The sequence below is a fragment of the Humibacter ginsengisoli genome, from assembly GCF_054780095.1.
Genome location: NZ_BAAGWZ010000006.1, coordinates 240,608 through 264,879, shown reverse-complemented (window position 1 = coordinate 264,879; position 24,272 = coordinate 240,608). Strand labels below are relative to the sequence as shown.

The following is a 24,272-nucleotide window of genomic DNA, read 5'->3' as shown; positions in this document are numbered from 1 at the left end:
GACGTGACGGACAATCCTGCCGACTTCGACTCCGCCGACTTCGACTCCGCGCGCGCCGAATCCGCCGAGCTGCGTGAGCGCATCGAGAGCAATCGGATCGCGTACTACGCCGGCGGCAGCCTGATCAGCGACGCCGAGTACGACGCGGACATCCACCGGCTCGAGGCCATCGAGGCGCGCTTCCCAGAGCTGGTCAGCCAGGACAGCCCGACACAGACCGTGGGCGCCGACATCGCATCGGCCGGATTCCCACCGCACGAGCACGCGGAACGGATGCTCAGCCTCGACAACGTGTTCAGCATCGACGAGCTGCGCGACTGGGCGAACAAGACCCAGCTGGCGGCCGGGCATCCGGTCCGCTGGCTCGCCGAGGTGAAGATCGACGGGCTCGCGATCAGCCTGGCCTACCGCGACGGCGTGCTGGAGACCGCCACCACGCGCGGCGACGGAACCGTGGGCGAAGACATCACCGAGAACGTGGACTGGATCCCGGTCATCCCGCGCAGGCTCATCGGCAGCGGATGGCCGTCGTTCTTCGAGGTGCGCGGCGAGGTGTTCCTCAAGACAGCGGATTTCGAGTTCCTCAACGAACGGCAGCACCAGCTGCAAGAGCAATTCGCCCAGTCGCAACGCGCAAAGGGCAAGACCGACGAGGAGATCAAGACCCGCTACCCGGAGTTCGCTAACGCGCGCAACACGGCGGCCGGGAGCCTGCGCCAGCGGCGGGAGAACAAGTCGGCACAGGAGCTCGAACTGATGCGCGAACGGCAGGGACGGCTCTCGCTGTACCTGCACGGCATCGGCGCGTGGGCCGACCCGCCCGTGCGTACCCAGTCGGAGATGTATGACCTGCTTCGCTCCTGGGGGCTCCCGGTCTCGCCGCACAACCGCGTGCTCGATGGTCTCGACGAGGTGGCCGGTTACATCGCCGAGATGGGGGAGCGGCGCCACTCGCTCGAGCACGAGATCGACGGCGTGGTGATCAAGGTTGACGACCTCGCAACGCACGACGAGCTCGGGGCCACGAGTCGTGCGCCGCGGTGGGCGATCGCGTACAAGTACCCGCCGGAGGAGGTCTTCACGACCCTGCTCGACATCCTGGTCGGAATCGGCCGCACGGGAAGGGCGACTCCCTACGCGGTGATGACGCCTGTGAAGGTGGCGGGCAGCACCGTGCGCCAGGCGACGCTGCACAACCAGCAGGTGGTGAAGGCGAAGGGCGTGCTCATCGGCGACACGGTCGTGCTGCGCAAGGCGGGCGACGTCATCCCGGAGATTCTCGGCGCCGTGGAGGAACGACGCGACGGAACGCAGCGGGAATGGCGGATGCCCGAACTCTGCCCCGAGTGCGGCACCCGTCTGGCGCCGGCGAAAGAGGGCGACATCGATCTGCGGTGCCCCAACTCGCGGTCGTGCCCAGCGCAGGTGCGCGGCAGGATCGAACACATCGGCTCGCGCGGGGCGCTCGACATCGACGCGCTCGGCGAGGTCACGGCCGCCGCGCTCACGCAGCCCCTGGTGCCGGCCGAGCCGCCGCTGGCGAACGAGGCCGGGCTGTTCGAGCTCACCGAAGACGAGATCGTCCCGATCGAGGTGGTGGTGCGCGACGTCGAGACCGGGGCGCCGAAGGTGGACGAGGAGACGGGACTGCCTGTGCGGCGCGCGCCGTTCCAGAAGGTCGCGCTGGTGTACCCGCCCGGGTTCGAGAACGCGAGCGCCGCGGAACGACGCGCGGCGGGCATCCGCAAGAACCATCGGCTCGTCTCGCCGTCCGAGGCGGCCGTCACCCTTCTCGCCGAACTCGAGAAGGCCAAGACGCAGCCGCTGTGGCGCCTGCTCGTGGCGCTGAGCATCCGGCACGTCGGGCCCGTTGCGGCACGGGCTCTGGCGAACTGGTTCGGGTCGCTGGATGCCATTCGCTCGGCGAGCAGGGAGGAACTCGCCGCTGTCGACGGCGTGGGCGGCATTATCGCCGACGCCGTGCTCGACTGGTTCGAGGTCGACTGGCACCGGGAGATCGTGGAGCGATGGGCGGCGGCGGGCGTGCAGTTCGCGACCCCAGGGCATCCGGGTCCGGGACACGCGGAGGAGGCGGGCGGTCCGCTCGCGGGCCTCACCGTGGTGGCGACCGGGTCGCTGGAGGGCTTCACGCGTGAGGGCGCACAGGAGGCGATCATCGCCGCAGGCGGCAAGGCCGCGTCGAGCGTGTCGAAGAAGACCGACTACGTCGCGGCCGGTCCGGGGGCCGGGTCCAAGCTGGCGAAGGCGGAGGAGCTGGGCGTGCCGATCCTCGACGCCGAGCAGTTCAAGCTCCTGCTGGAGGGCGGTCCGGCCGCCCTGGCCGGCGCGCCGCGCGGCGTGGACGACGAGAACGTCCCGGTCGAGGAAGGCGCGTCCGAGCGGTGACCACGCACGGCGTCCAGCCCGGGGAGCCCGATCCGGGTGACTCCGGTGCGGAGCCGGCCGACTCCGCCGGCCGCGATGCGTCACGCCGCGACTTCCTCCGCGGAGCGGGTATCGCCGCGGCGGGTGCGGCAGCGGGAGGCATCGTCGGCGGCGTCGTGGGCGGGGTGATCGGAGCTGCGGCGGGCCGGGCGAGCGTGCATCCGGAGATCGAGCGCGAGCTCGGCCTGCTCCCGGTGCCGTCGAAGCCTGGCTTCGACCACCTCGTGGCGATCATGTTCGAGAACAGGTCGTTCGACAACATCCTCGGATTCCTCTACGCAGACGGAGATCCGCCCCGCGGTCAGCACTTCGAGGGACTCGATGTGAACCGCGACATGAACCGGGACCCGCTCACCGGTCTCGACATCCCCGTGCACGTCTACAACGGCACGACCGATTTCGTGATGAGCCAGCCCGACCCGGATCCGGGCGAGGAGTACCCCTACGTCAACCAGCAGCTCTTCGGGAGGGTCGATCCGCCAGGCAACGCGGACAAGTTCCTCGAGCAGATGGAGCCGCCGTTCAACGCGCCGCCCACAGGTGCGAAGCCGGACATGAGCGGATTCCTCGCCGACTACATCGACCACATCCGGGTGGACCGGCGAGGGGTCACACCGCAGATCGACGAGTACCGGCGCATCATGGGAGCCTTCGACCCCACGATGCTGCCGGTGTTCTCGACGCTCGCGCGGGAGTTCGCTGTGTATGACCACTGGCATTGCGCCGTGCCGTCGCAGACGTTCTGCAACCGGTCGTTCTTCCACGCAGCAACCTCTCACGGCTTCGTGACCAATAACGGAAGCGGTGGTTACCGCAAGTGGTTCGGCGTCGACGCCGGGGAGGGCACTATCTTCAACCGGCTCGAGAGTGCCGGTATCGGCTGGGCGATCTACTTCGATGACAACCAGTTCCTGTCACTGACCGGATTCATCCACGCACCAGCGCTCCGGAAGTTCTGGAAGACCGATCACTTCCGCACCATGACCCGCTTCTACGACGACGTGAAGCGAGGTGAGCTCCCCGCGTATTCGTTCATCGAGCCTCGGCTGACCTACGACCACAACGACATGCACCCGCCGGTCGGACCGTTCACCAGAACGGATGTCGACGGCCACGTGATCGCCAGCGGCGCGATCTCCGATGTGCGCGCAGGTGAAGCCCTGTTGCACCGGGTGTACTCGGCCATACGGGAGAGCGCCACCCTGAACGGATCGAACGCCATGAACACGATGCTGTTCGTCACGTTCGACGAGCACGGCGGCCTGTACGACCATGTGCCGCCTCCGGCAGCGAAGCCCCCTTCGAAGAAACTGGGCGACACCGAGATGGGCTTCGGCTTCGACCGCCTCGGCGTGCGCGTTCCGGCTCTCGCGATCTCGGCGTGGACAGCAAAGGGACACGTGATCAACGAGACCATGCACCACTCGAGCATGATGGCCACGCTGGAGAGGAAGTACCGGCTGAAGCCCCTCACCGACCGGGACGCGGGCGCGCCGACCATCGACAACGCCGTGACGTTGCGCACGCCCCGGCAGCCCACCACGTGGCCGCAGACTCATCCGCAATGGGTGCCGCCGAACCCGGAGGCCGGTCCGCCAGTGCCGGGCGGCGACGATGACCGCCCGCTCGGGCCGCCCGGCGTCGGGCTGCTGGGCATGCTGATTGCGCACTACGAAGGCGACGAGACCAAGGTGCCGCGCACGTACCGCGAGGCCTACGAGCTCATCACCGTCTCGGGCAAAGGAGTGTTCGGCACCGGTCCGAACCCGATGGAGCCGCTCCTGCCTCCGCTCGGTTCTACCGGATCGCCTTCGCCGGCGCCGGCGCCCACGCCCGCCACGACGTCGCCGCCGACCCCCGCCGAATAGACTGGACGTCATCCCTCGACACTTTTCTTGAGCTACGGAGACGCATGCCCGACATCAGCGCAGCCCAGGTGCGGCATCTTGCCGAACTGGCCCGCATCGACCTGAGCGAAGCCGAACTGACGAGCCTCACCACCGAGCTGGGCCAGATCGTCGAGTCGGTGGCGAAGGTCAGCGAGGTGGCGACGGCCGACGTGCCGGCGACGAGCCATCCCATTCCGATGACGAACGTGTTCCGCGACGACGCCGTGCGACCTGGGCTCACCGTCGAGCAGGCGCTCTCCGGTGCGCCGGACCGCGAGGGCGACTACTTCCGGGTGCCGCCGATCCTGGACGAGGAGGCGTGATGACCGACCTGACCAGACTCAGCGCGGCCGAGCTGGCCGAGAAGCTGGCCGCGTCCGAGGTCTCCAGTGCCGAGGCCACCCGGGCGCACCTCGACCGCATCCACGCCGTCGACCCGGACGTGCACGCGTTCCTGCACGTGGCATCCGAGCAGGCGATCGAGACGGCGGAAGCGGTGGATGCCCGTCGCGCGGCCGGCGAGAAGCTCGGCCCTCTCGCGGGCGTGCCGGTGGCCATCAAGGATGTGCTCTGCACCTACGACATGCCCTCCACGTCAGGTTCGCGGATCCTCGAGGGCTGGGTTCCGCCGTATGACGCGACGGTGGTGAAGCGACTGCGCGACGCGGACCTGGTGCCGCTCGGTAAGACGAACATGGACGAGTTCGCGATGGGCTCCTCTACCGAGCACTCGGCGTTCGGACCGACGCACAACCCGTGGGACCTGGAGCGCATCCCCGGTGGCTCGGGCGGTGGCTCGGCTGCCGCGGTCGCCGCCTTCGAGACTCCGCTCGCGCTCGGCAGCGACACCGGTGGGTCGATCCGTCAGCCGGCCGCCGTCACAGGCTCCGTCGGCGTGAAGCCCACCTATGGTGGCGTGAGCCGCTACGGGGCGATAGCCCTGGCCAGCTCGCTCGACCAGGTCGGACCGGTGAGCCGCAGCGTTCTCGACGCAGCGCTGCTGCACGACGTGATCGCCGGGCACGACCCGCTGGACTCCACCTCGCTCGTCGAGGACTGGCCGTCCATGGCGGCGGCAGCACGTGCGGGGCTGCGCGACGACGCGTTGAAGGGTGTGCGCGTCGGGGTCGTGAAGGAGATCTCCGGAACTGGCGAGGGCTTCCAGCCCGGCGTGAAGCAGCGGTTCGACGAGACCGTCGCCCTGTTCAGCGCCGCGGGCGCCGAAGTGGTCGAGGTTTCGGCACCGAGCTTCGAGTACGCGGTTGCCGCGTACTACCTGATCCTGCCGGCCGAGGCATCCAGCAACCTGGCACGTTTCGACTCGGTGCGCTTCGGGATGCGCGTCCCGCCGGCGAGCGGGCCGGTGACGAGTGAGCGCGTCATGGCCGCCACGCGTGACGCCGGGTTCGGCGCGGAGGTGAAGCGCCGCATCATCCTGGGCACGTATGCGTTGAGTGCCGGCTACTACGACGCGTACTACGGCAGCGCGCAGAAGGTGCGCACCCTCATCCAGCGCGACTTCGCGACCGCGTTCGCGCAGGCGGACGTGCTGATCAGCCCGGCTGCGCCGACGACGGCGTTCAAGATCGGCGAGAAGGTCGATGACCCCCTGGCCATGTATCTGAACGACATCACCACCATCCCGGCGAACCTTGCGGGAGTTCCCGGTCTGGCGCTGCCCGTGGGCCTCGCGCCGGAGGACGGCCTGCCCGTCGGTCTTCAGATCATGGCGCCCGCACGGCAGGATGCGCGACTGTACACGGTCGGTGCAGCACTCGAGCGACTGCTCGAAGGCGGCTGGGGGCATTCGCTGCTCGCCCAGGCGCCGCAGCTGGCGCAGACAGAGATGTTCGCGAGCGAGGAAGGGGCGGTCTGATGGCCAAAGACAAGCTGATGGACTACGACCGTGCTCTCGAGCTCTTCGAGCCCGTGCTCGGTTTCGAGGTGCACGTCGAGCTGAACACGAAGACCAAGATGTTCTGCGGCTGCGCGAACGAGTTCGGCTCCGGCCCGAACGCGAACACGTGCCCCACGTGCCTCGGCCTGCCCGGCGGCCTGCCGCAGGTGAACCACAAGGCGGTGGAGTCGAGCATCCGTCTGGGGCTCGCACTCGGCTGCAACATCGCGGAGAGCTCCCGCTTCGCGCGCAAGAACTACTTCTATCCCGACACGTCGAAGAACTTCCAGACGTCGCAGTACGACGAGCCGATCGCCCACGACGGCGAGGTGACGGTCGAGCTGGAGAACGGCCGCCAGGTCACGATCCTCATCGAGCGCGCGCACATGGAGGAAGACGCAGGCAAGCTCACGCACGCCGGGGCCACAGGTCGCATCCAGGGCGCGGACTACTCGCTCGTGGACTACAACCGAGGCGGCGTTCCTCTCGTCGAGATCGTCACGAAGATCATCGAGGGCGTGGACGGCGACGCACCCGAGGTCGGGCGCGCGTACGTTGCGCACATACGTGAGCTGGTGAAGGCACTCGCCGTCTCCAACGCCCGCATGGAGGAGGGCAACGTGCGCTGCGACGCCAACGTATCGCTGCGTCCGCGGGGGTCGAACGTGCTGGGCACGCGCACGGAGACTAAGAACGTCAACTCGCTGCGCTCGGTGGAGCGCGCGGTTCGGTACGAGATCCAGCGGCAGGCCGCGATCCTGGATGCCGGTGGCACCATCACGCAGGAGACGCGCCACTGGCACGAGGACACCGGCACCACTTCCTCCGGACGGCCGAAGAGCGACGCCGACGACTACCGCTACTTCCCGGAGCCCGACCTCGTGCCGGTCGCGCCAAGCCGGGACTGGGTTGAGGAGTTGCGCGCCACTCTTCCCGAGCCGCCGTCGGAGCGTCGGGCCCGGCTGCGCGCGGCGTGGGGGTTCACAGCGCTGGAATTCCAGGACGTCGTCAACGGCGACCTTCTCGATGCCGTCGAGGCGACGGTCGCGGAGGGCGCGGCGCCGGCATCCGCCCGCAAGTGGTGGACCGGCGAGATCACCCGCATCGCGAACGCCCGCGGCGTGGCCCCGACCACGCTGGTGTCGCCTCTGCATGTGTCTGAGCTTGTCGCCCTCGTGGACAACGGCGACCTCACCGACCGGCTCGCCCGGCAGGTGCTCGAGGGCGTCATCGATGGCGAGGGCTCACCGACCGAGGTCGTCGAGTCGCGCGGCCTCAAGGTCGTCTCCGACGACGGCGCGCTGATCGCGGCCATCGATACGGCCCTGGCCGCCCAGCCTGATGTGCTTCAGAAGATCCGCGACGGCAAGGTGCAGGCCGCCGGTGCGGTGATCGGCGCCGTGATGAAGGCGATGAAGGGCCAGGCCGACGCGGCCCGGGTGCGCGAGCTCGTCCTGTCTCGCGCATCGGAGACGGGAGCATAAGCGGAGCCTGTCTCGCGCAGCGGGGACGGGAGCATAAGCGGAGCCTGTCTCGCGCAGCGGAGACGGGAGCATAAGCGGAGCCTGTCTCGCGCAGCGGAGAAAAACGTCTCATGCAATTTGTCGTAAGCGTGGGCGTCCCTTCGACGTGTTGTTGAGTGACTGCCAGACGAAAGGAACGCTCATGCGATACATGCTGTTGATCTGCACAGACCCGACCGGAGAGTCCGAGGCGGATGCCGACGTGTCCATCGACGAGTGGGTGGACGAGCTCGATGCCTCGGGCGAGCGCATCGTTGGTGAGCAACTTCCCGCCAGCACCGCGAAGGTCGTGCGCAGGCGCGGCGACCGGGTGCTGATCACGGATGGCCCGTTCGCGGAGACGAAGGAGCAGATCGCCGGGTTCGATCTGATCGAGGCGGAGTCTCTCGACCGTGCGCTGGAGATCGCCGCACGTCACCCGATGGCCCGCGGCGGCCTCGTCGAGGTGCGGCAGTTCTACACGGAGTGATTGAATGGCGGGATGCCGGATGACGCTCCCGAAAGCTCCTCCGTCGCGTTCAAGCCAGTACCTGCCGCACCGCACGACGTTGTCGGCGTCGACGCCGCACTGATCGGGCGCCTCCGCGACGACCTCGAGTCGGCCGGGTTCACCGTCGGCGCGCTCGATGCCCTCTGGGGCGAAGAGGCGGCGGCCGCGCTGTTCCGCGGTCAGCGCGTCGCCGCACGACGTGCTGCCGCCCCGGGCCTCGTCCGGTGCGAGCCGCTGGCGGTGCTCGCGACCGCGTTCGTACTCGGGCTGCCGGTTGCTGCGCACGCACTGGCATCCGCTCTACCGGCGCTGGCGCTCGAGGGAGCGTGGAGTCTGGGCCTTGTCGCACTGGACGAGGGGGCCGAGGGCCCAGCGGACGACATGCTTGCCCGGCCGCTCGTCGACCTGCGGCCGTATTCGTTCGACGACGACGGCGCCGGCGATGGGTGGTGGATCTGCTCCGACCTCGGCGAGCTCGCTCTCGGCCGCGCGCTCCGCGAGGACCACGTGCTGGGCGTGGGCGGCGCATCGAACACGCTGAGTGCGATCATGATCCGCGACCGGGTCGGAACAGCGCTCGACCTGGGCACCGGATGCGGCATCCAGGCGCTGCACGCTGCGCGGCACGCCGACCGTGTCGTCGCCACCGACATCTCTCACCGTGCCCTGCGCTTCGCGGAGTTCAACGCGCTGTTGAACGACGTGCACACCATCGAGTTCCGGCAGGGCAACCTCTTCGAGCCCGTCGCGGCGGAGTCATTCGACCTGATCGTCTCGAACCCGCCGTTCGTCATCACTCCGCGCGTCGCCGGCGTTCCCGAGTACGAGTACCGTGATGGCGGCCTCACCGGCGACGCCATTGTGCAGGCCGTGATGCGCGGCGCACGCGAACATCTGAAGCCCGGGGGCGTCGCGCAGTTTCTCGGAAACTGGGAGTACCACGGTGAGGGCGAGGCGTTCGACCGCGTACGTTCGTGGCTCGGCGACGAGCACGAGGCAGGAGCGCTGGACGCCTGGATCGTGGAGCGAGAGCTGCAGGATGCCCCGCAGTACGCCGAGACCTGGATTCGCGACGGAGGTACCAGGCGCGGCAGCGACGAGTTCGAACGGCTCACGGATGCCTGGCTCGACGACTTCGCGGCCCGCGACGTGCGCTATGTCGGATTCGGGTACGTCACCCTGCGTCGTCCTGCGGACGAGCAGGTCACGCTGCGCAGACTGGAGTCCGTCGCGTCGACCGGTTCGCACGAGTCGTCCGGCTCTGCGGATGGTGCGCTCGGGTCGCACCTTGCGCGCGGGCTTCGTATGGCGCGGTGGCTCGCATCCGTCGACGACGAGCAACTCGGGCTCGCAACGTTGATCACCGCGGCCGATGTCACTGAGGAGCGGCACTACTGGCCGGGCGACGACGACCCCACGATGCTCGCGCTGATCCAGGGCGGCGGCTTCGGCCGGCGTCTGAAGGCGGACACTGCCCTTGCCGCCTTCGTGGGCGCGTGCGATGGCGACCTCCCTGTCGGTGTCATCGTCGGAGCCCTGGCGGACCTGCTCGATGTGGATGCCGCCGAACTCGCCGCTGATCTGCTGCCGCGTGTGCGTGAACTGGTCTTCGTGGGCATGATGGATCCGCTCGGCGTCGACTAGGGTGCACGACCTAGTATTTCGTTCGTGTCTTCACCCGTCGCCGTGACCTCCTCCAGCACCTCCCGCACACGCGGCGTGCCCGTCTGGGCAGCGGCCGTGCTCGACGTGGTGCTTGTTCTGGCCTTCGTGCTGATCGGCCGCGGAAGCCACGGTGAGAACGTTCTCGCCGGTGCTCTCGTGACGTTCTGGCCATTCCTCGTCGGTCTCGCGGTCGGCTGGATCGCGTGCCTCGCTTGGCGGCGCCCGGCCGCACTCTGGCCGACCGGCGTGGTCGTGTGGGCGGCGACGCTCGTGCTCGGCATGCTGCTGCGCGTGGTCAGCAGCCAGGGCATCGCCGTGTCGTTCGTGATCGTGGCCGGGGTCGTGCTCGCCGTCTTTTTGATCGGTTGGCGGGGGATCGCGCTGGCCGTCACCGCCCTCCGCGCGCGCCGTCGGGCCTGAGCGATCGGCACGCTCCGGTGTCGCGCGTGATCCGGCCCGGCCTGACCGAACCGCTGCGCGCCCGTCTGCAGGAGACGCTGAGCGGACAGCAGACCGGGGTGCCGGCCTGGGTCACCGAGTTCGAGTCGGGGGAGGACGCCGGATTCTTCGGACCAGGCTCCGCCGTATGGGCTGTGCACGGCGGTATGCCGACGCTGGTGGCGGGCATCCGTGCGCTACTGATGCAGGCGCTGCACCCGGGCGCTCTCGCCGGGGTCTATGACCGCTCGCGTTTCCGGGAAGACCCGCTCGGCAGGCTGAACGGCACCATCCGCTGGATCTTCACCGTCAGCTACGGCGACACCGCTCAGGCACGCGCAGGTTCCGCGTGGGTGAAGCGACTGCACGAGCACGTGACCGGCGACTACATCGACGGGCACGGCCATCCGGCGCGCTACTCCGCCAACGATCCACACCTGTCGACCTGGGTGCATCTCGCCTTTGCCGACGCGTTCCTCACCGCGCACGAGCTCTGGGGCGGCCCGATCCCCGGCGGATCGGATGCCTACGTCGATCAGTGGGCTGTTGCCGGCACGATGATGGGCGTTCCCGATCCGCCGCATTCGCGGGCCGAACTCAAGGCGGCGCTGCACGGATTCGCCGACGTGGGCGAGCTGCGGTGCGACGACCGCACGCGCGAGGTGGTGGAGTTCGTGCGCAGGGCGCCGGTACGTCGCAGCCTGAAGCCGTCGTACGCCGTGCTGTTCGCCGGCGCTGTCGCTTCGCTGGAGCCACGATTCCGCGAAATGCTGGGCTTGAAGTTGCCGCGTCTCGGCCCAGTGCCGTTGCCCGTGGCATCCGCGACCCGCCTGGTGCTCCGCGGTGCCGGCACGCTGCTCGGGCCGCAGACCGCAGGGGAGCGAGCGGCGCGAGTGCGGCTGGCCCGGCTGCAGAGCGCCGGTAGCGAACCTATGGCGTGAGCCCCGCGACGAGGTTCACCGTGGTGGCGAGTATGACGGTGCCGAACACGTACGAAAGCAGCGTGTGCCGCAGGATGACGGCCCGCAGCCGCGTCGACCGGATGTTCGTGTCCGATACCTGGAACGTCATCCCGAGGTCGAACGCCAGGTAGGCGAAGTCGACGTAGCGCGGATCCTCGTCGTCGTTGAAGTCGATGCCGCCCACGGGCGGCTCATAGTACAAGCGGGCGTAACGGAGCGTGTACACCGTGTGCAGCAGTGTCCACGACAGGGCGACGCTCAGCACTGACATCCCGGCGCCGACAGCCTGCGAACCCCCGTGTGCGCGACTCGTGTGCAGCAGCAGGATGGCCACGGCCGCGAGGCTTGCAACGGTGACGCAGAGCACGAGAAGGTCGCTGGTCGCGCGCCCCGGATCCTCCCTGGTGGCGTGCGTTCTCGTCGTCGCGCCGTCGAACCGGCCGACCACCAGCCAGACCCACAGGATGTACACCGCGCATGCCGCCGCCCAACCGCCGACCGCTGCGTACCACCACGACGCAGTGATGCCGATCGTCACGCCGACTATCAGACCCACGACGAGCATGGAGATCAGGCGCAAGCGCGAACGGTTCCGGCCATCCGGGTCGAGGGCGAACGTCACGGCACGATGCTGACACGCGGCGAGGCCCGCGTCCTGCGGGCGCGCCGATACCCGGCCCGTACCGAGCGGCTCACCCCTCCGCGGGGCCGCCGGACAGCCGCTTCGTCAGCAGCTCCACGACCTGCCGCCTCAGCACTTTGCCGACGATCGACCTCGGCAGCTCATCCACCTCGAATACCCGGCGCGGCACCTTGTACGGCGTCATCGTCGACCTGGCGAACGCCCGGATGGCGTCCTCGTCGAATGGCGTGCCCGGCTTCATGATCACGGCGGCGACGACCTCCTCACCGCCGTGCGAGTGCGGCAGGCCGACGACCGAGACATCCGCGATGCCCTCGTATGCGCGCAACTCCTCCTCCACCTCGGTGGGCGACACGTTGAAGCCACCGGTGATGATGAGCTCCTTGATGCGATCGACGATGCTCACGAAGCCCTGCTCGTCCATGGTGACCACGTCGCCGGTGCGGAGCCAGCCGTCCGCATCCAGAACCTTCGCAGTCTCCTCCGGTTTGCGCCAGTACCCGCCGAACACCTGCGGGCCGCGCGCCTGCAGCTCTCCGGCCTCGCCGTACGGAAGCACGCGGTCCGGGTCGTCCGGGTCGACGACGCGCACCTCGGTGCTGGGCAGCGGCAGCCCGACCGTGCCGGCTTTGCGCGTGCTGCCCACCGGGTTCGCAATGAGCACAGGGGATGCCTCGCTCAGCCCGTAGCCTTCCACGAGGTATCCTCCGGTCTCGTTCTCCCAAAGGTCGACGATCGTCGACGGCAAGCTCATCGCACCCGAGATCGCGATCTGGATGCCCGACAGCGACACTGCCCGCGCCTCTGCGACCGTCACAAGGCGCTCGTAGATCGGCGGCACGGCGGGCAGGAATGTTGCAGGACGCTTCTTCACGACCTGGAGCACCAGGTCTGCATCGAACGAGGGGAAGAGCACGAGTCTGGCACCCATGCTCATCGCGAACGTGAGGCAGAGCGTGAGCCCGTACGCGTGGAACAACGGGAGCACGGCGTAGACGACGGATGTTCCGCGCGGCACGGTGGGGACCCATGCCCTCGCCTGTGCAGCGTTCGCCACGAGGTTGCGGTGGCTGAGCATCACGCCCTTCGGCACACCCGTTGTGCCGCTGGTGTATTGGATGAGCGCGAGGTCGTCGACCTCGGGCCGGGGAACGGATGCGTCGACCGGCTCCGCCCTGACCAGCGACTCCCAGCTCACCGCGCCTGTGACCCGCGAGCGCAGCCTCTCCCTCGACTCGCGCGCCTTCTTCACCGGGAGGCGCAGGGCGAAGCGCATGCGGGCGGGCATGGCATCCACGATGTCGACGGCGACGATCGTCTTCAGGCCGATATCGGCAGGCATGTCCTGCAGCGTGGCCACGACCTTGGTCCACGCAATGGCGATCGTCGCGCCGTGGTCTTCGAATTGGTGCCGCATCTCGCGCGGCGTGTACAGCGGGTTGTGCTCGACGACGACGGCGCCGAGGCGCAGGGCGGCGTAGAACGCGATGACGTGCTGCGGACAGTTCGGCAGCACGATCGCCACTCGGTCGCCGGCGCGTACGCCGAGGGCGGCAAGACCGCCTGCAGCGCGTTGGATCGCGTCACCGAGCTGCCGGTACGTGGTCGTGGCGCCGAAGAACTCGAGAGCGACATGCTCACCGTACGCAGAGACGGAGTCCTCGATGAGGCGCGGAAGAGATCCGGACGGTGGCTCTATGTCGGCGGGCACTCCGGCCGCGTAGCTCGACAACCAGGGGCGCTCGGCGGATTCGGTCATGTGCCCAGCGTAGGGCGGGGCCGAATGCTCAGGCGGCCGAACGGTCGTCGCGGCCAGTCAGAGCGAGCAGGCGCGACTGCAGTGAGGCATCCTCCGCAATCGACACGGGTGAAGCGAAAAGACCGCTGGCCTCCAGCGTGTCTTTCTGCGGCTCGAAAACGGTCCACGCGGCAGCCACCAGCGACTCGTCGAGGTTCTCGTCGGCCCCGACGGCGCGGGCCAGGTCCCAGGTATGCACGATCACGTCGGAGGCCTGTTCGCGCAGGTAGGCGCTCGCCGGCACCGAGTCGTACGAGAGGTTCACCATGGTGTCCGGGTCGACCGATGCCCATGCCCGGGTCGCGTCCGCAGAGTACCGCTCCCACTCCGCCGCGAGATCGTCGCCGAGCGGCTGCAACCGTGACCGGGCCTCACCGACGGTGCGCCCGGCCAGCAGCAGCGGAACCCACTGCTGCTCCTCGATCACGTGACGCACCAGGGCACTCACGTCCCAGTCCTCGTCGGGCGTCGGCGCGCTCCAGTCGGTCACCAGCGTGAGACGCTCGCCGAAGGCGAGGTGCGCCCGCTGCTGCACGTGAAGCCAGTCGGCGAATGACATGTGGTGGCCCTTCTCGATGCCGGTCGTCTGTGCGTGGTCGTCGCGCAGTGTTTCGTCGTGCGTGTTCCAGAACCGGGGGTCGCGTTCGTTCATTCCCTCACTCGCTCACATCCATGCCGTCCGTGCCTCGTCGTCCGTCCGCATGCCAAAAGCTCAGTCGCCGGCCGTCACTCGCGCGACCGCCTCGTCGATCGGCGTCGCCCCTGAGACGAGCTCGAACTGGGTTCTCACCGTACCGGGGTTGCGCAGGGTAGCGACGATCACGCGCGCGACGTCCTCGCGAGGTATGGAGCCGCGTTCCACGTGGGCTGCCGCCTCGACGAGGCCGGTCCCGTCGTCGAGTGTGAGCGAGCCGGGGCGCACGATGGTCCATTCGAGCGGACTACGGCGCAACTCGGCATCCGCGTCGCGCTTGGCGGCGACGTAGGCGCGCCAGGACTCGTCGGAGTCGTCCGGGACGGGATCGTCGACGCCCCACGCCGAGACCTGCACGAACCGGCGGATGCCCGCCGACTCGGCCGCGCGTTGCGACTTCACGGACCCGCCGTAGTCGACGGTCGCCTTGCGCTCGGGTCCGGACCCCGCTCCGGCACCTGCGGCAAAGACGATCGCATCGGATCCCTCGATGGCGTGAGCGAGGGCATCCGGCTCGGCTTGTTCGATGTCGAGGAGCACGCCTTCTCCGCCGAACCGGTAGATGTCGTCGGCATGATCCTCGTTCCGGACGATCCCGACGAAGTCGTCGCCCTCGTCGTACAGCACCCGCATGAGCTGCTGCGCGACCTTTCCGTGTGCACCGATGATCGCCACGCGTGTCATGTCTCCATCATGCTCGCCCTCGGGACTCCGTGCAGGTGACCCCGGCGTGCGCAGTGGGACAATGACAGGCGTGTGGTGGCGGGAAAAGCGGGCTCCTGGCGGCGATGACGAATCATTCGGCGTCGGCGTGCAGGTGCACGTGATCGACGACGAGCGCCAGGGACCGAAGGGCTGGGTCGGTGACCCGACCGGCGTGATCGTGGCGAGTGCTTCCGGGATTGCGCACGGGGCGTTCGAGGTGCAGCCGCTCTCCGGACGCGTCTGGACGGTCGCGTTCGACGAGCCGCAGTACCGGGTCGACGGAACAGGACCCGTTGCGCAGGCGAACATCCCGGAGTACCTGCTCGTGACCGCGCCCATTGCCGACGCGTCGGGCGACGCCGCTGAGGGGACCATCGACTCGTGACGCACTTGCTGTTCTCCTACGGAACCCTGCGGCTTCCTGCGGTGCAGGAGGCCACCTTCGGCAGACGGATGCCGATGCGCACGGCGGCGCTCCCCGGTTACGTGCTCGACACTGTCGCCATCTCCGACCCGCGCGTCGTCGACTTGAGTGGCAGTGCCGTGCATCCGTTCGCGCGTGCGACGGGCGATCCGGCCGACGTCGTGGACGGCGTTGTGCTCGAGCTGACCGATGACGAGCTGGCGGCCGCAGACGAATACGAGGTCGACGACTACACGCGGATCGCCGTGACGCTCTCCACCGGGGAGACCGCCTGGCTGTACGTCGACGCCGCGAGCCTCCCCGGTGTGCCGGCTCTGTAGGGAGTATCGAGACCGTTCTCGACCCGGCCAGGTGATCTGCTGTCAATCGGGTGCCGTCGCCGGCGCCGGAACCTATTCTGAGATCATGCTCGTGGAGGGCACGCTGCGGTGGCGGGTGACGGAGGACTGCCCTCTCGACCTGCTTATCGGACTCTGCCTTCGCGACCTCGCAGGGCTTGCGGGCGTCGGTGATCCTGTGCTGCCCGCTGTCGTGCCGGCGGTGCAGCGGCAGCCGGTGCCGCATCGCGTGCTGGCGAGCGCGGCATCCGCTTCCTGGGATGCCTCGCAGCCCGATCCGTCCGCCCAGCTCGGCGAGGAGTGGACGCACTGGTGGCGCAGGGCGGTGGTGCAGGCGAACGCGGTCGGCTCCTGGAGCACGGTGTTCCTGCCGCCGCATTTCGCCGCGTTCGACCGCGAACTGGCTCTGCAAGACCTCGTCATCGAGCGATTCCAGGATGCCGTCGCCTGGGCGCGAGAACGCCGCGCCGAGTACGTCGCCGATGACTTGGCCAACCACCTGCAGTATTCGGCCGACATCGTCGACATCGTGCGGGAACGTGAACACGACGTGCGCAGGCAGGCCGGTTCGTTCCGGCTCGATATCGAAGCTCTGCCTCTGGCAGAGCCGGGAGCCTGGGTGGTGGGCCCAGACACGGTCGTCGTCAGCTGGAGCCTGCGCGACGACCACGCGGCGTTCCGTCGCTGGTTCGAGCCGCTGGTCGCCGCGCTGGTGTGACGCGCGGCCGGTTTCAGACCACCCGCGACTCCGGCGACTTCGTGTGCGACGGGTCGGTCACGGCCACGGGGAGGATCGCCTCGTCGATGCGTGCAAGTAAGGCCTCATCGAGTTCGACACCGGCGGCCTTGGCATTCGACTCCACCTGCTCCGGACGAGACGCACCCACGATGGCGCCGGCCACGTTCGGGTTCTGCAGCACCCAGGCGACGGCGAGCTGGGCGAGCGTCAGCCCCGCCTCGTCGGCAATGGGCTGGAGTTTCTGCACCGCCGTGAGCACATCATCGGTCAGGAACCGCTTGATGGCGCTCGCGCCGCCCTTTTCATCGGTGGCGCGGCTACCCTCGGGCAGCTGCGCTCCCGGCTTGTACTTTCCGGTGAGCACGCCCTGCGCCACCGGCGACCACACGATCTGCGAGATCCCCAGTTCTTCCGACGTCGGAACGACCTTCTCCTCGATCACACGCCACAGCATGGAGTACTGCGGCTGATTCGAGATGAGCTGAAAACCGAGGTCCTTGGCGAGAGCGTGACCCGCCCGCAGCTGCTCAGCCGTCCACTCGCTGACGCCGACGTACAGCACCTTGCCGGTGCGCACGAGATCGGCGAACGCCTGCATGGTCTCCTCGAGCGGCGTCTCGTAGTCGTAGCGGTGCGCCTGGTAGAGGTCGACGTAGTCGGTGCCGAGTCGTTCGAGCGAACCGTTGATGGACTCCATGATGTGCTTGCGGCTCAGGCCGGTGTCGTTGTGCCCGCCGGGCCCGGTCGGCCAATACACCTTCGTGAAGATCTCGAGCGACTGCCGACGCTGTCCCCTCAGCGCATCGCCGAGCACCTTCTCCGCGGCGGTGTTCGCGTAGGCGTCCGCCGTGTCGAACGTGGTGATGCCGGCGTCGAGCGCCGCGTGCACCGAGGCCGTCGCGGTGTCGTTCTCCACCTGAGAACCGTGAGTGAGCCAGTTGCCGTAGATGATCTCGGAGATCTTGAGTCCGCTGTTTCCCAGATATCTGAAGTGCATGAGATAACGCTATCTGGCCTGCACCGGGCCCGTGAGACGGATGCCTGATCGCGACTGCACCGCTCGACATGGTGATTCGCTTTGTCAGACCCAGCTGCTCGCGGCTGAGCCGCTCAACAGGCTCAATCGGCTCATGTGATGAACGCGAGCATTCATCACGTTCGCCTCAATCGCCTGTGCGACACTGGACCGCGTGGGACGCGGCGACGGGCGAGACAGGCAGGTGACTGTCGGTCCCGTCGATGACTCGGGCGCGACGAAGCTGCACGTCGACATGGACGCCTTCTACGCCTCCGTCGAACTGCTGGATCGTCCCGAGTTGCGCGGGCGACCGGCCATCGTGGGGCACGCATCCGGCCGGTCCGTCGTCTCCAGCGCCACCTATGAGGCACGACTCGCCGGAGTGCGTAGCGCCATGCCGGTGGCGCAGGCGCTGCGGCTCTGCCCGGACGCCGTCGTGCTGGAGCCGCACTTCGACAAGTACGCGCGCTACTCGGCACGGGTGGTGGGCATCCTGGGTGATGTGACGCCGTTGGTGGAACAGGTCAGCATCGACGAGGCCTTCCTCGACGTCGCCGGTGCCGTGCGACTACTCGGGTCGCCTGCGAGCATCGGTGCGAGCATCCGTCGCCGAGTTCTCGCTGAGACGGGGCTGACGTGTTCGGTAGGTGTTGCCGGCACGAAGTTCATGGCGAAGCTCGCCTCCACCAGGGCGAAACCGGACGGGATGCTCGTGATTCCCGTGGCCGAGACGCTCACGTTCCTGCATCCGCTTCCGATCGGTGCCCTGTGGGGTGTCGGACCGGCTACCCAGGAGACCCTGCATCGCTACGGACTCCGAACTGTCGGCGACGTCGCGTCGACGCCGCTCGACGTGTTGCGCCGGTGGGTGGGGGATGCGTCGGGCGTGAGGCTGCACGAGCTCGCGAACGGCGTCGATCCCCGAGGCGTTGAACCAGTGTCGCGGGAGAAGAGCATCGGACACGAGCAGACGTTCGAGTACGACGTGACGGATGCCTCGGTGCTCCGGCGCGAGCTGCTCCGGCTCTCCGGACAGGTCGCCGCACGGCTGCGCGCGCACCGTCTCACGTCGAGAACCGTGGCGCTGAAACTGCGCTATGCCGACTTCCGCACGATCTCCCGGTCCCGCACCCTGCCCGAGCCCACCAACGTCGGTCGTCGCCTCTACGAGGAGGCTGCATCGCTTTTGGATGCCGTGCTGCAGTCGGGCGACGCCATCCGGCTTCTGGGCGTGCGAGCGGAGCAACTGCTCCCGGACGGATCGAGCGCGCCGGTTCTCTGGGATCCCGACGAGGACTGGCGCGACGCGGAGAACGCGATCGACCGTGTGGCGGCGCGGTTCGGCGCGGGGGCGGTCACCTCAGCGGCACTGGTGGGTAACGGGCCGCGCCGCGTAGGCGACACCGGCAACGCGAAGGTGCTGCGCGAGCGCGAGCAGCCCGGGTAGCGTGAGCCGCATGGCTGACTTCGTGCTCAAGCTCGCCGACTCCGTCAAGTCCACCGCAGGGGTTCGCACCGCGTACGGCGACCCGGTGAAACTCGACGACGTGACCGTCATCCCGGTGGCGCTCGCCTGGTTCGGGTTCGGCGGGGGAGAGGGAACCCAGGAACCGGCGTCGGGATCCGGAGGGGGCGGCGGGGGCGCGAGTGTTCCGATCGGCGCCTACATCAAAGACAAGACGGGTGTGCGGTTCGAGCCGAACCCGATCGCACTCCTGGCGGTGGCGATGCCGTTCGCCTGGGTCGCCACGCGTGGTGTCGCGCTGATCTTCCGCGCGTTGCGTCGCCGGCGTCGCTGAACCGCTCGGCCGACGGGGCGATCGCGTCGCGCAATGTGCCGGTGATCCGGCACGTCACTCGGTGGTCGTGCGCCCTTCGGCTTCTTCGAGTTCTCGCGCGCGACGTGCTGCGGAGTCCCGGGCAGCCCGTGCCGCGGCGAGCCGTGCCGCTTCGGCTCTGCGTTCGGCGACGATGCGCTCGAACTTGCGCATCCGCATGACATAGAGGCGCAGCAGGATGACGAACGCCAGCCCCACGGCGAGGAGCACCCACATGATGACCATGGCTGCCTCCTCGGTGCTGGCCCGCGAACCGGCGCGGGCGCGAGGTCCACATTACGCGCCTGTTTCCTGGGTCTTCGCCTGGGAATCCGTCGTCACCTGTGAGCCGTCCTCAGAACCGCACCACCGACTATAATCGTCACTCGAACACGGGAGTCCGGTGAGCCGGGCTGAGAGGAAGGTACTCCAACCTTCGACCGTCGAACCTGATCTGGGTCATGCCAGCGCAGGGAGCTACGTCTCTCGGGCGCTCCGCACGTGCGGGGCATCCACCCGTGCCCACGTTTGAGCGAACGAAAGGGCACGAATCGTGCACGCAACCATCGCAACCACCCCAGGGCGCACCCGCAGAGTTCTCCGCTGGCGCGTCGTCGACATCGTCGTCGCCGCAGTCCTCGCGGTCGTCGCCGGACTGGTTTTCTGGGTGTGGGATCAGGCATCCAACCCCGTCGGCGCACCGATCACGGCGGCGCTTCCCGGCCTCCAGGGCATCATCAACGGTCCTTGGCTGTTCGCCGGCGTGCTCGGCGGACTCGTCGTTCGCAAGCCCGGTGCCGCGCTGTTCACCGAGCTCGTGGCGGCGACCGTCTCGGCACTGATCGGCACGCAGTGGGGCCCCCTCACGCTCCTCTCCGGGCTGGTGCAGGGCGCCGGCGCCGAACTCGTCTTCCTGATCGTGCTGTACGCGCGATGGAACTGGGTCGTGGCTCTCATCGCCGGTGCGGGAGCCGGGGTCGGGGAGTCGGTGCTCGACCTGCTGGTCTGGTATCCCGGGGCCAAGGCGTCGTTCGCGGTCGTCTATGCAGCGGGCACGATTCTCTCCGGCGCGGTCATCGGCGGCCTCGGTTCCTGGGCGATCGTGAAGGGGCTTGCCAAGACCGGGGCCCTGAGCAGATTCGGCGCCGGCCGTGAGGTGACGGAGCGGGTGTGAGCCGCTCCCGCGGGGCCGTGGACGGAAGCCCGGCCGCCATTCAAGCGGCCGGGTGGGGCTGGCGGCATGCCGGGCGCGCGGCCTGGGCCGTGCGTCACCTCGACCTGCACGTGGCGCCGGGGGAGCGCATCCTCCTTCTCGGAGGGTCGGGATCGGGCAAGAGCACTCTGCTGGCCGGTATCGCAGGGGTGCTCGGTGGTGACGACGACGGAGAAGCAGAAGGACGGCTGCTCGTCGACGGCGCGGAACCCGCAGCGGTGCGAGGTAGAGCGGGGCTGCTGCTGCAGGATCCCGAGTCCCAGACAGTGCTCGCCCGCGCGGGCGACGACGTGGCGTTCGCGTGCGAGAACATCGGAGTGCCCCGTGCCGAGATCTGGCCCCGGGTGCACGCAGCTCTGGATGCCGTCGGACTCGATATCGACCTGCGGCATCCGACATCGGCGCTGAGTGGAGGACAGAAGCAGCGCCTCGCGCTGGCCGGCCTGCTCGCGATGCGGCCCGGCGCGTTGCTGCTGGACGAACCGACTGCGAATCTCGACCCGGATGGCGTGGTCGAGGTTCGGGACGCCGTCCGCTTGGCGCTCGAGGCCAGCGGTGCCACGCTCGTCGTCGTGGAGCACCGGGTCGACATCTGGCTCGACCTGGTCGACCGAGTCGTCGTGCTCGACGGCCGAGGAGGGCTCCTCGCCGACGGCCGCCCGGACGACGTCTTCGAGAGGAGTCGTACCGAGCTCACCGAGGCGGGGGTGTGGCTGCCCCGGGAACACAGGCCGCCTCGCTGGGAGGCCATACGGCGACCAGGAACGCCGGGCGGCGTTCTGCTCACCGGCGACGACCTCACCGTCGGCAGACCACGAGGTCCGCGAATTCATGTCGGTGATGTCGCGGCGCAGGAGGGCTCCGCCCTCGCGTTGACCGGACCGAACGGCGCCGGTAAGAGCACGCTCGCCCTCACGCTCGGCGGGCTCCTCCCACCGATCGACGGAGGCGTCGCGGCGTCGGATGAGTTGCGGAACGGACTGACGGCATCGCCGTTCCGCTGGAAGTCGTCCGCCTTGGTCACCAGGATCGGATCGGTGTTCCAGAACCCCGAGCACCAGTTCGTCGCCGCCACAGTGCGGGACGAGCTCACCATCGGACCGCGAGCAGCGGGCATCCGTGGCCCCGAGGCGGACCGCATCATCGACGACGTGATGGTCCGCCTTCGACTGGATGCCCTCGCCCGTGCCAACCCGTTCACCCTCTCCGGCGGCCAGAAGCGCCGGCTGTCGGTCGCCACCGCGATCGTCACGGCACCACGGATGCTCGTGCTCGACGAACCGACATTCGGACAGGATGCCGTCACCTGGCGAGAACTCGTCGCCTTGCTCGCCGAGGTGCGCGACGCCGGAAGCGCACTCGTGTTCGCCACCCACGACCTCGAGCTCGTTACCGCCCTTTGCGCGGAGCGCAGAGAGCTGACCGTCGCCGGACGGCTGGTCGGTACGCCGTGACGTTCACAGAGCCGTTGCGCGCTACGCGCCTCGCCTCGGTGAACCCGGTGGCGAAGCTCGGCGCGGCCTTCACGATCGCGCTTGCGCTCCTGGCCAGCATCGACTGGGTCTCGGCCGCCGTGGCACTCGCCGCCGAGTGCGCGCTGCTGGCGTGCCTGAGATTCCCGTTCCGCGCCGCTCTACTTCGCCTGAGCCCGATCCTGGTGGCGGCCGCGCTGGCCGGGCTGACCACCCTGCTCTACGGCCAGTCGTCGGGCCGGATCTACCTGCACTGGTGGCTGATCGAGGTCAGCGACGGCTCGGTCGGACTCGCGATCGCCACCGCCCTGCGCATCCTCGCCGTCGGCGTGCCCGCCGTGCTGCTCTTCATCACGGTCGATCCCACCGACCTTGCAGACAGCCTTGCGCAAGTGCTCCGCCTGCCCGCACGCTTCGTGTTGGGCGCCCTCGCCGCGTTCCGGCTGCTCGGCCTGTTCGCCGACGATTGGCGCGCGTTGGGCTTGGCCAGGCGAGCGCGGGGGATTGCCGGGCGCGGCGCGGTGAAGCGGGCGCTCGGTCAGGCGTTCACGCTGTTCGTGCTCTCGATCCGGCGCGCGAGCTCCCTCGCGACCGCGATGGAGGCACGAGGATTCGGCAGTACCGTCACCCGCACCTGGGCGCGACCCTCGCGTTTCGGCGCCCGCGACTGGGTCGTGCTCGGTGTGGGCGTGCTCGTCGCCGCACTCGCGGTCACGGTGTCCGTGATCACCGGAAGCTGGCGCTTTGTCATCGGCTGAGGCGGCGGTATCCCGAGGGCGGGCCGACTCGAAGACGGTGCGCGACCTCATCGCACGCACATCGGCTCGAGCCGAGCATCCGATCGTGCTCATCGACGGGCCGAGCGGCGCGGGCAAGTCCACATTCGCGGATGCGCTCGTCGCCGCGTGGCCGGATCGCCCGCCGCGGCTCGTTCGCATGGACGATCTCTATCCGGGTTGGGAGGGCCTGGAGACGGCATCCATCCAGCTCGCAGACGAACTGCTGGTGCCGCTTCGCACGGAAGGCGCCGGCCGTTGGCGGAGATGGGACTGGGCGACGTCGGAGCCTGCCGAGTGGCATCGCGTAACGGCGGAGCATCCACTGATCATCGAGGGTTGCGGATGCCTCAGCCGCCACGCTGCACCTCTCGCGGATCTGCGCATCTGGCTCACCGCCGCCGACGACGTGCGCAAGCGGAGGGCGTTGTCCCGCGACGGGGGCGGCTTCGACGCGCACTGGGACACTTGGCAGCGGCAGTGGGAGCGTTTCGTCGGCCGCGAAGCTCCCGCGACGCTGGCCGATGTCGTCATCGACACGACGGCGGGATCACGACCTACCACGACCGAGGGCTTTTCCCGCGGTACCGTGGTGCCATGAGCGACACGGCTACCGAGTACATCGTCGAATACGTGGACGGGCCCCTCGCGGGCACGGCAGACCGGCGCTACCTCATCGGCGGCAAGTACGACGAGACGGTGAGTGCGTATGCCGCCATCGACGGCATCGAGTCGCAATTCGAGTACAGGGCGCTCGACAGCCGTCAGGTGCACGGGCAGCTGCACGTGAGGTACTCGTTCGACGCTCCCGACAGCGACCCCTATGAGAGCGACCCCGAGGACGACCCCGCGCGCTGAGCCGGGCTACGCCCAGCCCAGCTCGTGCAACTCATGGTCGTCGATCCCGTAGAAGTGCGCGATCTCGTGCACGAGCGTGACGTGCACCTCGTCGCGCAGTTGCTTCTCGTCTGAGCAGATCGCGAGCAGCGGTTCGCGGTAGAGCAGGATGCGATCGGGCACCTCACCGAAGCCGTACCGGTCCCGCTCGGTGAGAGCGATGCCGTCGTACTCCCCGAGCAGGTCCAGCGACCCGTCGGCCGGGCGGTCCTCCACGAGGAAGACGACGTTCTCGAGACCGTCGACCATCTCATCGGGCAGCGCATCGAGCTCATCGACGACGAGGCGCTCGAAGGCATCCGCTTCCATGCTCATCACGAACCCAGCGTGCCATGAACGACGCAAGGCGCCCGTGCTTAGCGGTCGACGTCATCTCAGGCAATCCCCGGCGAAGGGCCGGGAGCAGCGGGTACACTCGTTCGACCGGTG

At 68.7% G+C, this 24,272-nt stretch carries 26 protein-coding genes and 1 riboswitch; of the genes, 19 read left to right on the top strand and 7 right to left on the bottom strand.

Annotated elements, in window-relative coordinates; all coding sequences use genetic code 11:
• Window positions 1-3 precede the first annotated feature (3 nt).
• The 9 genes from ligA to ACYVI5_RS09565 all read left to right on the top strand — a co-directional run bounded on the left by ligA (window position 4) and on the right by ACYVI5_RS09565 (window position 11,288).
• Window positions 4-2,406, top strand: a complete 2,403-nt coding sequence (ligA, locus tag ACYVI5_RS09605) for an NAD-dependent DNA ligase LigA (RefSeq protein ID WP_460579986.1) — start codon at window positions 4-6, stop codon at window positions 2,404-2,406.
• Complete coding sequence (locus ACYVI5_RS09600) at window positions 2,403-4,313, top strand: alkaline phosphatase family protein (protein ID WP_460579985.1); 1,911 nt, start codon at window positions 2,403-2,405, stop codon at window positions 4,311-4,313. The genes ligA and ACYVI5_RS09600 overlap by 4 nt, the downstream gene beginning before the upstream one ends.
• A 44-nt stretch (window positions 4,314-4,357) precedes the next feature.
• Window positions 4,358-4,657 carry an Asp-tRNA(Asn)/Glu-tRNA(Gln) amidotransferase subunit GatC gene (gatC, locus tag ACYVI5_RS09595; RefSeq protein ID WP_460529969.1) on the top strand — a complete coding sequence of 100 codons (300 nt, stop codon included), beginning with the start codon at window positions 4,358-4,360 and terminating at the stop codon, window positions 4,655-4,657.
• Window positions 4,657-6,210, top strand: coding sequence for an amidase (gatA, locus tag ACYVI5_RS09590; RefSeq protein WP_460579984.1), 1,554 nt, complete (start codon window positions 4,657-4,659; stop codon window positions 6,208-6,210). The genes gatC and gatA overlap by 1 nt, the downstream gene beginning before the upstream one ends.
• On the top strand, window positions 6,210-7,715 hold the full coding sequence (gene gatB, locus ACYVI5_RS09585; RefSeq protein WP_460579983.1) for an Asp-tRNA(Asn)/Glu-tRNA(Gln) amidotransferase subunit GatB: 1,506 nt from the start codon (window positions 6,210-6,212) through the stop codon (window positions 7,713-7,715). Before gatA ends, gatB begins: the two co-directional genes overlap by 1 nt.
• Before the next feature lie 181 nt (window positions 7,716-7,896).
• Window positions 7,897-8,223: a YciI family protein gene (locus tag ACYVI5_RS09580; RefSeq protein ID WP_460529960.1), complete on the top strand. Its 327-nt coding sequence runs from the start codon at window positions 7,897-7,899 to the stop codon at window positions 8,221-8,223.
• A gap of 12 nt (window positions 8,224-8,235) precedes the next feature.
• The gene (locus ACYVI5_RS09575; protein WP_460579982.1) at window positions 8,236-9,888 is read left to right on the top strand and encodes a DUF7059 domain-containing protein; all 1,653 of its coding nucleotides are present in this window, start codon (window positions 8,236-8,238) and stop codon (window positions 9,886-9,888) included.
• Between the two features lie 24 nt (window positions 9,889-9,912).
• Complete coding sequence (locus tag ACYVI5_RS09570) at window positions 9,913-10,329, top strand: DUF3054 domain-containing protein (protein WP_460579981.1); 417 nt, start codon at window positions 9,913-9,915, stop codon at window positions 10,327-10,329.
• 26 nt (window positions 10,330-10,355) lie between these two features.
• Window positions 10,356-11,288: an oxygenase MpaB family protein gene (locus tag ACYVI5_RS09565; RefSeq protein WP_460579980.1), complete on the top strand. Its 933-nt coding sequence runs from the start codon at window positions 10,356-10,358 to the stop codon at window positions 11,286-11,288.
• On the opposite strand, the gene ACYVI5_RS09560 is transcribed toward ACYVI5_RS09565, so the two are convergent.
• The 4 genes from ACYVI5_RS09560 to ACYVI5_RS09545 form a co-directional block, all read right to left on the bottom strand.
• Window positions 11,278-11,931 carry a DUF1345 domain-containing protein gene (locus ACYVI5_RS09560; RefSeq protein WP_460579979.1) on the bottom strand — a complete coding sequence of 218 codons (654 nt, stop codon included), beginning with the start codon at window positions 11,929-11,931 and terminating at the stop codon, window positions 11,278-11,280. The two genes, ACYVI5_RS09565 and ACYVI5_RS09560, sit on opposite strands and share 11 nt — an antisense overlap.
• 70 nt (window positions 11,932-12,001) lie before the next feature.
• A complete protein-coding gene (locus tag ACYVI5_RS09555) occupies window positions 12,002-13,711 on the bottom strand; it encodes an acyl-CoA synthetase family protein (RefSeq protein ID WP_460579978.1) in 1,710 nt (569 codons plus the stop codon).
• A 28-nt stretch (window positions 13,712-13,739) separates the two neighbouring features.
• Complete coding sequence (locus tag ACYVI5_RS09550) at window positions 13,740-14,402, bottom strand: DinB family protein (RefSeq protein ID WP_460579977.1); 663 nt, start codon at window positions 14,400-14,402, stop codon at window positions 13,740-13,742.
• A gap of 60 nt (window positions 14,403-14,462) precedes the next feature.
• Complete coding sequence (locus ACYVI5_RS09545) at window positions 14,463-15,128, bottom strand: Rossmann-fold NAD(P)-binding domain-containing protein (protein WP_460579976.1); 666 nt, start codon at window positions 15,126-15,128, stop codon at window positions 14,463-14,465.
• A gap of 70 nt (window positions 15,129-15,198) precedes the next feature.
• Between ACYVI5_RS09545 and ACYVI5_RS09540 the strand changes: the two genes are divergently transcribed.
• From ACYVI5_RS09540 to ACYVI5_RS09530, 3 genes are all read left to right on the top strand, one after another.
• Window positions 15,199-15,534 carry a hypothetical protein gene (locus tag ACYVI5_RS09540; RefSeq protein WP_460529936.1) on the top strand — a complete coding sequence of 112 codons (336 nt, stop codon included), beginning with the start codon at window positions 15,199-15,201 and terminating at the stop codon, window positions 15,532-15,534.
• On the top strand, window positions 15,531-15,893 hold the full coding sequence (locus tag ACYVI5_RS09535; protein ID WP_460579975.1) for a gamma-glutamylcyclotransferase family protein: 363 nt from the start codon (window positions 15,531-15,533) through the stop codon (window positions 15,891-15,893). The genes ACYVI5_RS09540 and ACYVI5_RS09535 overlap by 4 nt, the downstream gene beginning before the upstream one ends.
• Window positions 15,894-15,978: 85 nt before the next feature.
• Complete coding sequence (locus ACYVI5_RS09530) at window positions 15,979-16,629, top strand: hypothetical protein (RefSeq protein WP_460579974.1); 651 nt, start codon at window positions 15,979-15,981, stop codon at window positions 16,627-16,629.
• A 13-nt stretch (window positions 16,630-16,642) separates the two neighbouring features.
• On the opposite strand, the gene ACYVI5_RS09525 is transcribed toward ACYVI5_RS09530, so the two are convergent.
• On the bottom strand, window positions 16,643-17,647 hold the full coding sequence (locus tag ACYVI5_RS09525; protein WP_460529927.1) for an aldo/keto reductase family protein: 1,005 nt from the start codon (window positions 17,645-17,647) through the stop codon (window positions 16,643-16,645).
• A 193-nt stretch (window positions 17,648-17,840) separates the two neighbouring features.
• Between ACYVI5_RS09525 and ACYVI5_RS09520 the strand changes: the two genes are divergently transcribed.
• Entirely contained in the window at window positions 17,841-19,115 is a 1,275-nt protein-coding gene (locus ACYVI5_RS09520; RefSeq protein WP_460579973.1) for a Y-family DNA polymerase, read from the top strand.
• 10 nt (window positions 19,116-19,125) lie between these two features.
• On the top strand, window positions 19,126-19,467 hold the full coding sequence (locus tag ACYVI5_RS09515) for a hypothetical protein (RefSeq protein WP_460579972.1): 342 nt from the start codon (window positions 19,126-19,128) through the stop codon (window positions 19,465-19,467).
• A 54-nt stretch (window positions 19,468-19,521) separates the two neighbouring features.
• On the opposite strand, the gene ACYVI5_RS09510 is transcribed toward ACYVI5_RS09515, so the two are convergent.
• Window positions 19,522-19,731 (bottom strand): hypothetical protein, encoded by a 210-nt coding sequence (locus ACYVI5_RS09510; RefSeq protein ID WP_460529919.1) that lies wholly within the window; start codon window positions 19,729-19,731, stop codon window positions 19,522-19,524.
• A gap of 136 nt (window positions 19,732-19,867) precedes the next feature.
• A riboswitch (TPP riboswitch) is annotated at window positions 19,868-19,978 on the top strand.
• Between the two features lie 60 nt (window positions 19,979-20,038).
• Here ACYVI5_RS09510 and ACYVI5_RS09505 point away from each other — a divergent pair.
• Genes ACYVI5_RS09505 through ACYVI5_RS09485 form a run of 5 tightly spaced genes read left to right on the top strand, consistent with a single transcriptional unit; the run spans window position 20,039 to window position 23,804 of the window.
• Window positions 20,039-20,659 carry an ECF transporter S component gene (locus tag ACYVI5_RS09505; protein WP_460529916.1) on the top strand — a complete coding sequence of 207 codons (621 nt, stop codon included), beginning with the start codon at window positions 20,039-20,041 and terminating at the stop codon, window positions 20,657-20,659.
• Window positions 20,656-22,152 (top strand): ABC transporter ATP-binding protein, encoded by a 1,497-nt coding sequence (locus tag ACYVI5_RS09500; RefSeq protein ID WP_460579971.1) that lies wholly within the window; start codon window positions 20,656-20,658, stop codon window positions 22,150-22,152. Before ACYVI5_RS09505 ends, ACYVI5_RS09500 begins: the two co-directional genes overlap by 4 nt.
• Window positions 22,149-22,928, top strand: coding sequence for an energy-coupling factor transporter transmembrane component T family protein (locus tag ACYVI5_RS09495; RefSeq protein ID WP_460579970.1), 780 nt, complete (start codon window positions 22,149-22,151; stop codon window positions 22,926-22,928). Before ACYVI5_RS09500 ends, ACYVI5_RS09495 begins: the two co-directional genes overlap by 4 nt.
• Complete coding sequence (locus ACYVI5_RS09490) at window positions 22,915-23,547, top strand: nucleoside/nucleotide kinase family protein (protein ID WP_460579969.1); 633 nt, start codon at window positions 22,915-22,917, stop codon at window positions 23,545-23,547. Before ACYVI5_RS09495 ends, ACYVI5_RS09490 begins: the two co-directional genes overlap by 14 nt.
• Entirely contained in the window at window positions 23,544-23,804 is a 261-nt protein-coding gene (locus tag ACYVI5_RS09485; RefSeq protein ID WP_460529904.1) for a hypothetical protein, read from the top strand. The genes ACYVI5_RS09490 and ACYVI5_RS09485 overlap by 4 nt, the downstream gene beginning before the upstream one ends.
• A gap of 6 nt (window positions 23,805-23,810) precedes the next feature.
• On the opposite strand, the gene ACYVI5_RS09480 is transcribed toward ACYVI5_RS09485, so the two are convergent.
• A complete protein-coding gene (locus tag ACYVI5_RS09480) occupies window positions 23,811-24,158 on the bottom strand; it encodes a metallopeptidase family protein (RefSeq protein ID WP_460580578.1) in 348 nt (115 codons plus the stop codon).
• Between the last annotated feature and the right edge of the window lie 114 nt (window positions 24,159-24,272).

What these genes read in the sequence shown, in the direction of transcription:
- ACYVI5_RS09485 (WP_460529904.1), top strand. Translation starts at nt 23,544, where the DNA reads ATGAGCGACACGGCTACCGAGTACATCGTCGAATACGTGGACGGGCCC.
- ACYVI5_RS09530 (WP_460579974.1), top strand. Translation starts at nt 15,979, where the DNA reads ATGCTCGTGGAGGGCACGCTGCGGTGGCGGGTGACGGAGGACTGCCCT.
- ACYVI5_RS09550 (WP_460579977.1), bottom strand. Translation starts at nt 14,402, where the DNA reads ATGAACGAACGCGACCCCCGGTTCTGGAACACGCACGACGAAACACTG.
- ACYVI5_RS09545 (WP_460579976.1), bottom strand. Translation starts at nt 15,128, where the DNA reads ATGACACGCGTGGCGATCATCGGTGCACACGGAAAGGTCGCGCAGCAG.
- ACYVI5_RS09575 (WP_460579982.1), top strand. Translation starts at nt 8,236, where the DNA reads ATGCCGGATGACGCTCCCGAAAGCTCCTCCGTCGCGTTCAAGCCAGTA.
- ACYVI5_RS09525 (WP_460529927.1), bottom strand. Translation starts at nt 17,647, where the DNA reads ATGCACTTCAGATATCTGGGAAACAGCGGACTCAAGATCTCCGAGATC.
- ACYVI5_RS09480 (WP_460580578.1), bottom strand. Translation starts at nt 24,158, where the DNA reads ATGAGCATGGAAGCGGATGCCTTCGAGCGCCTCGTCGTCGATGAGCTC.
- gatC (WP_460529969.1), top strand. Translation starts at nt 4,358, where the DNA reads ATGCCCGACATCAGCGCAGCCCAGGTGCGGCATCTTGCCGAACTGGCC.
- gatB (WP_460579983.1), top strand. Translation starts at nt 6,210, where the DNA reads ATGGCCAAAGACAAGCTGATGGACTACGACCGTGCTCTCGAGCTCTTC.
- ACYVI5_RS09555 (WP_460579978.1), bottom strand. Translation starts at nt 13,711, where the DNA reads ATGACCGAATCCGCCGAGCGCCCCTGGTTGTCGAGCTACGCGGCCGGA.
- ACYVI5_RS09510 (WP_460529919.1), bottom strand. Translation starts at nt 19,731, where the DNA reads ATGGTCATCATGTGGGTGCTCCTCGCCGTGGGGCTGGCGTTCGTCATC.
- ACYVI5_RS09515 (WP_460579972.1), top strand. Translation starts at nt 19,126, where the DNA reads ATGGCTGACTTCGTGCTCAAGCTCGCCGACTCCGTCAAGTCCACCGCA.
- gatA (WP_460579984.1), top strand. Translation starts at nt 4,657, where the DNA reads ATGACCGACCTGACCAGACTCAGCGCGGCCGAGCTGGCCGAGAAGCTG.
- ACYVI5_RS09580 (WP_460529960.1), top strand. Translation starts at nt 7,897, where the DNA reads ATGCGATACATGCTGTTGATCTGCACAGACCCGACCGGAGAGTCCGAG.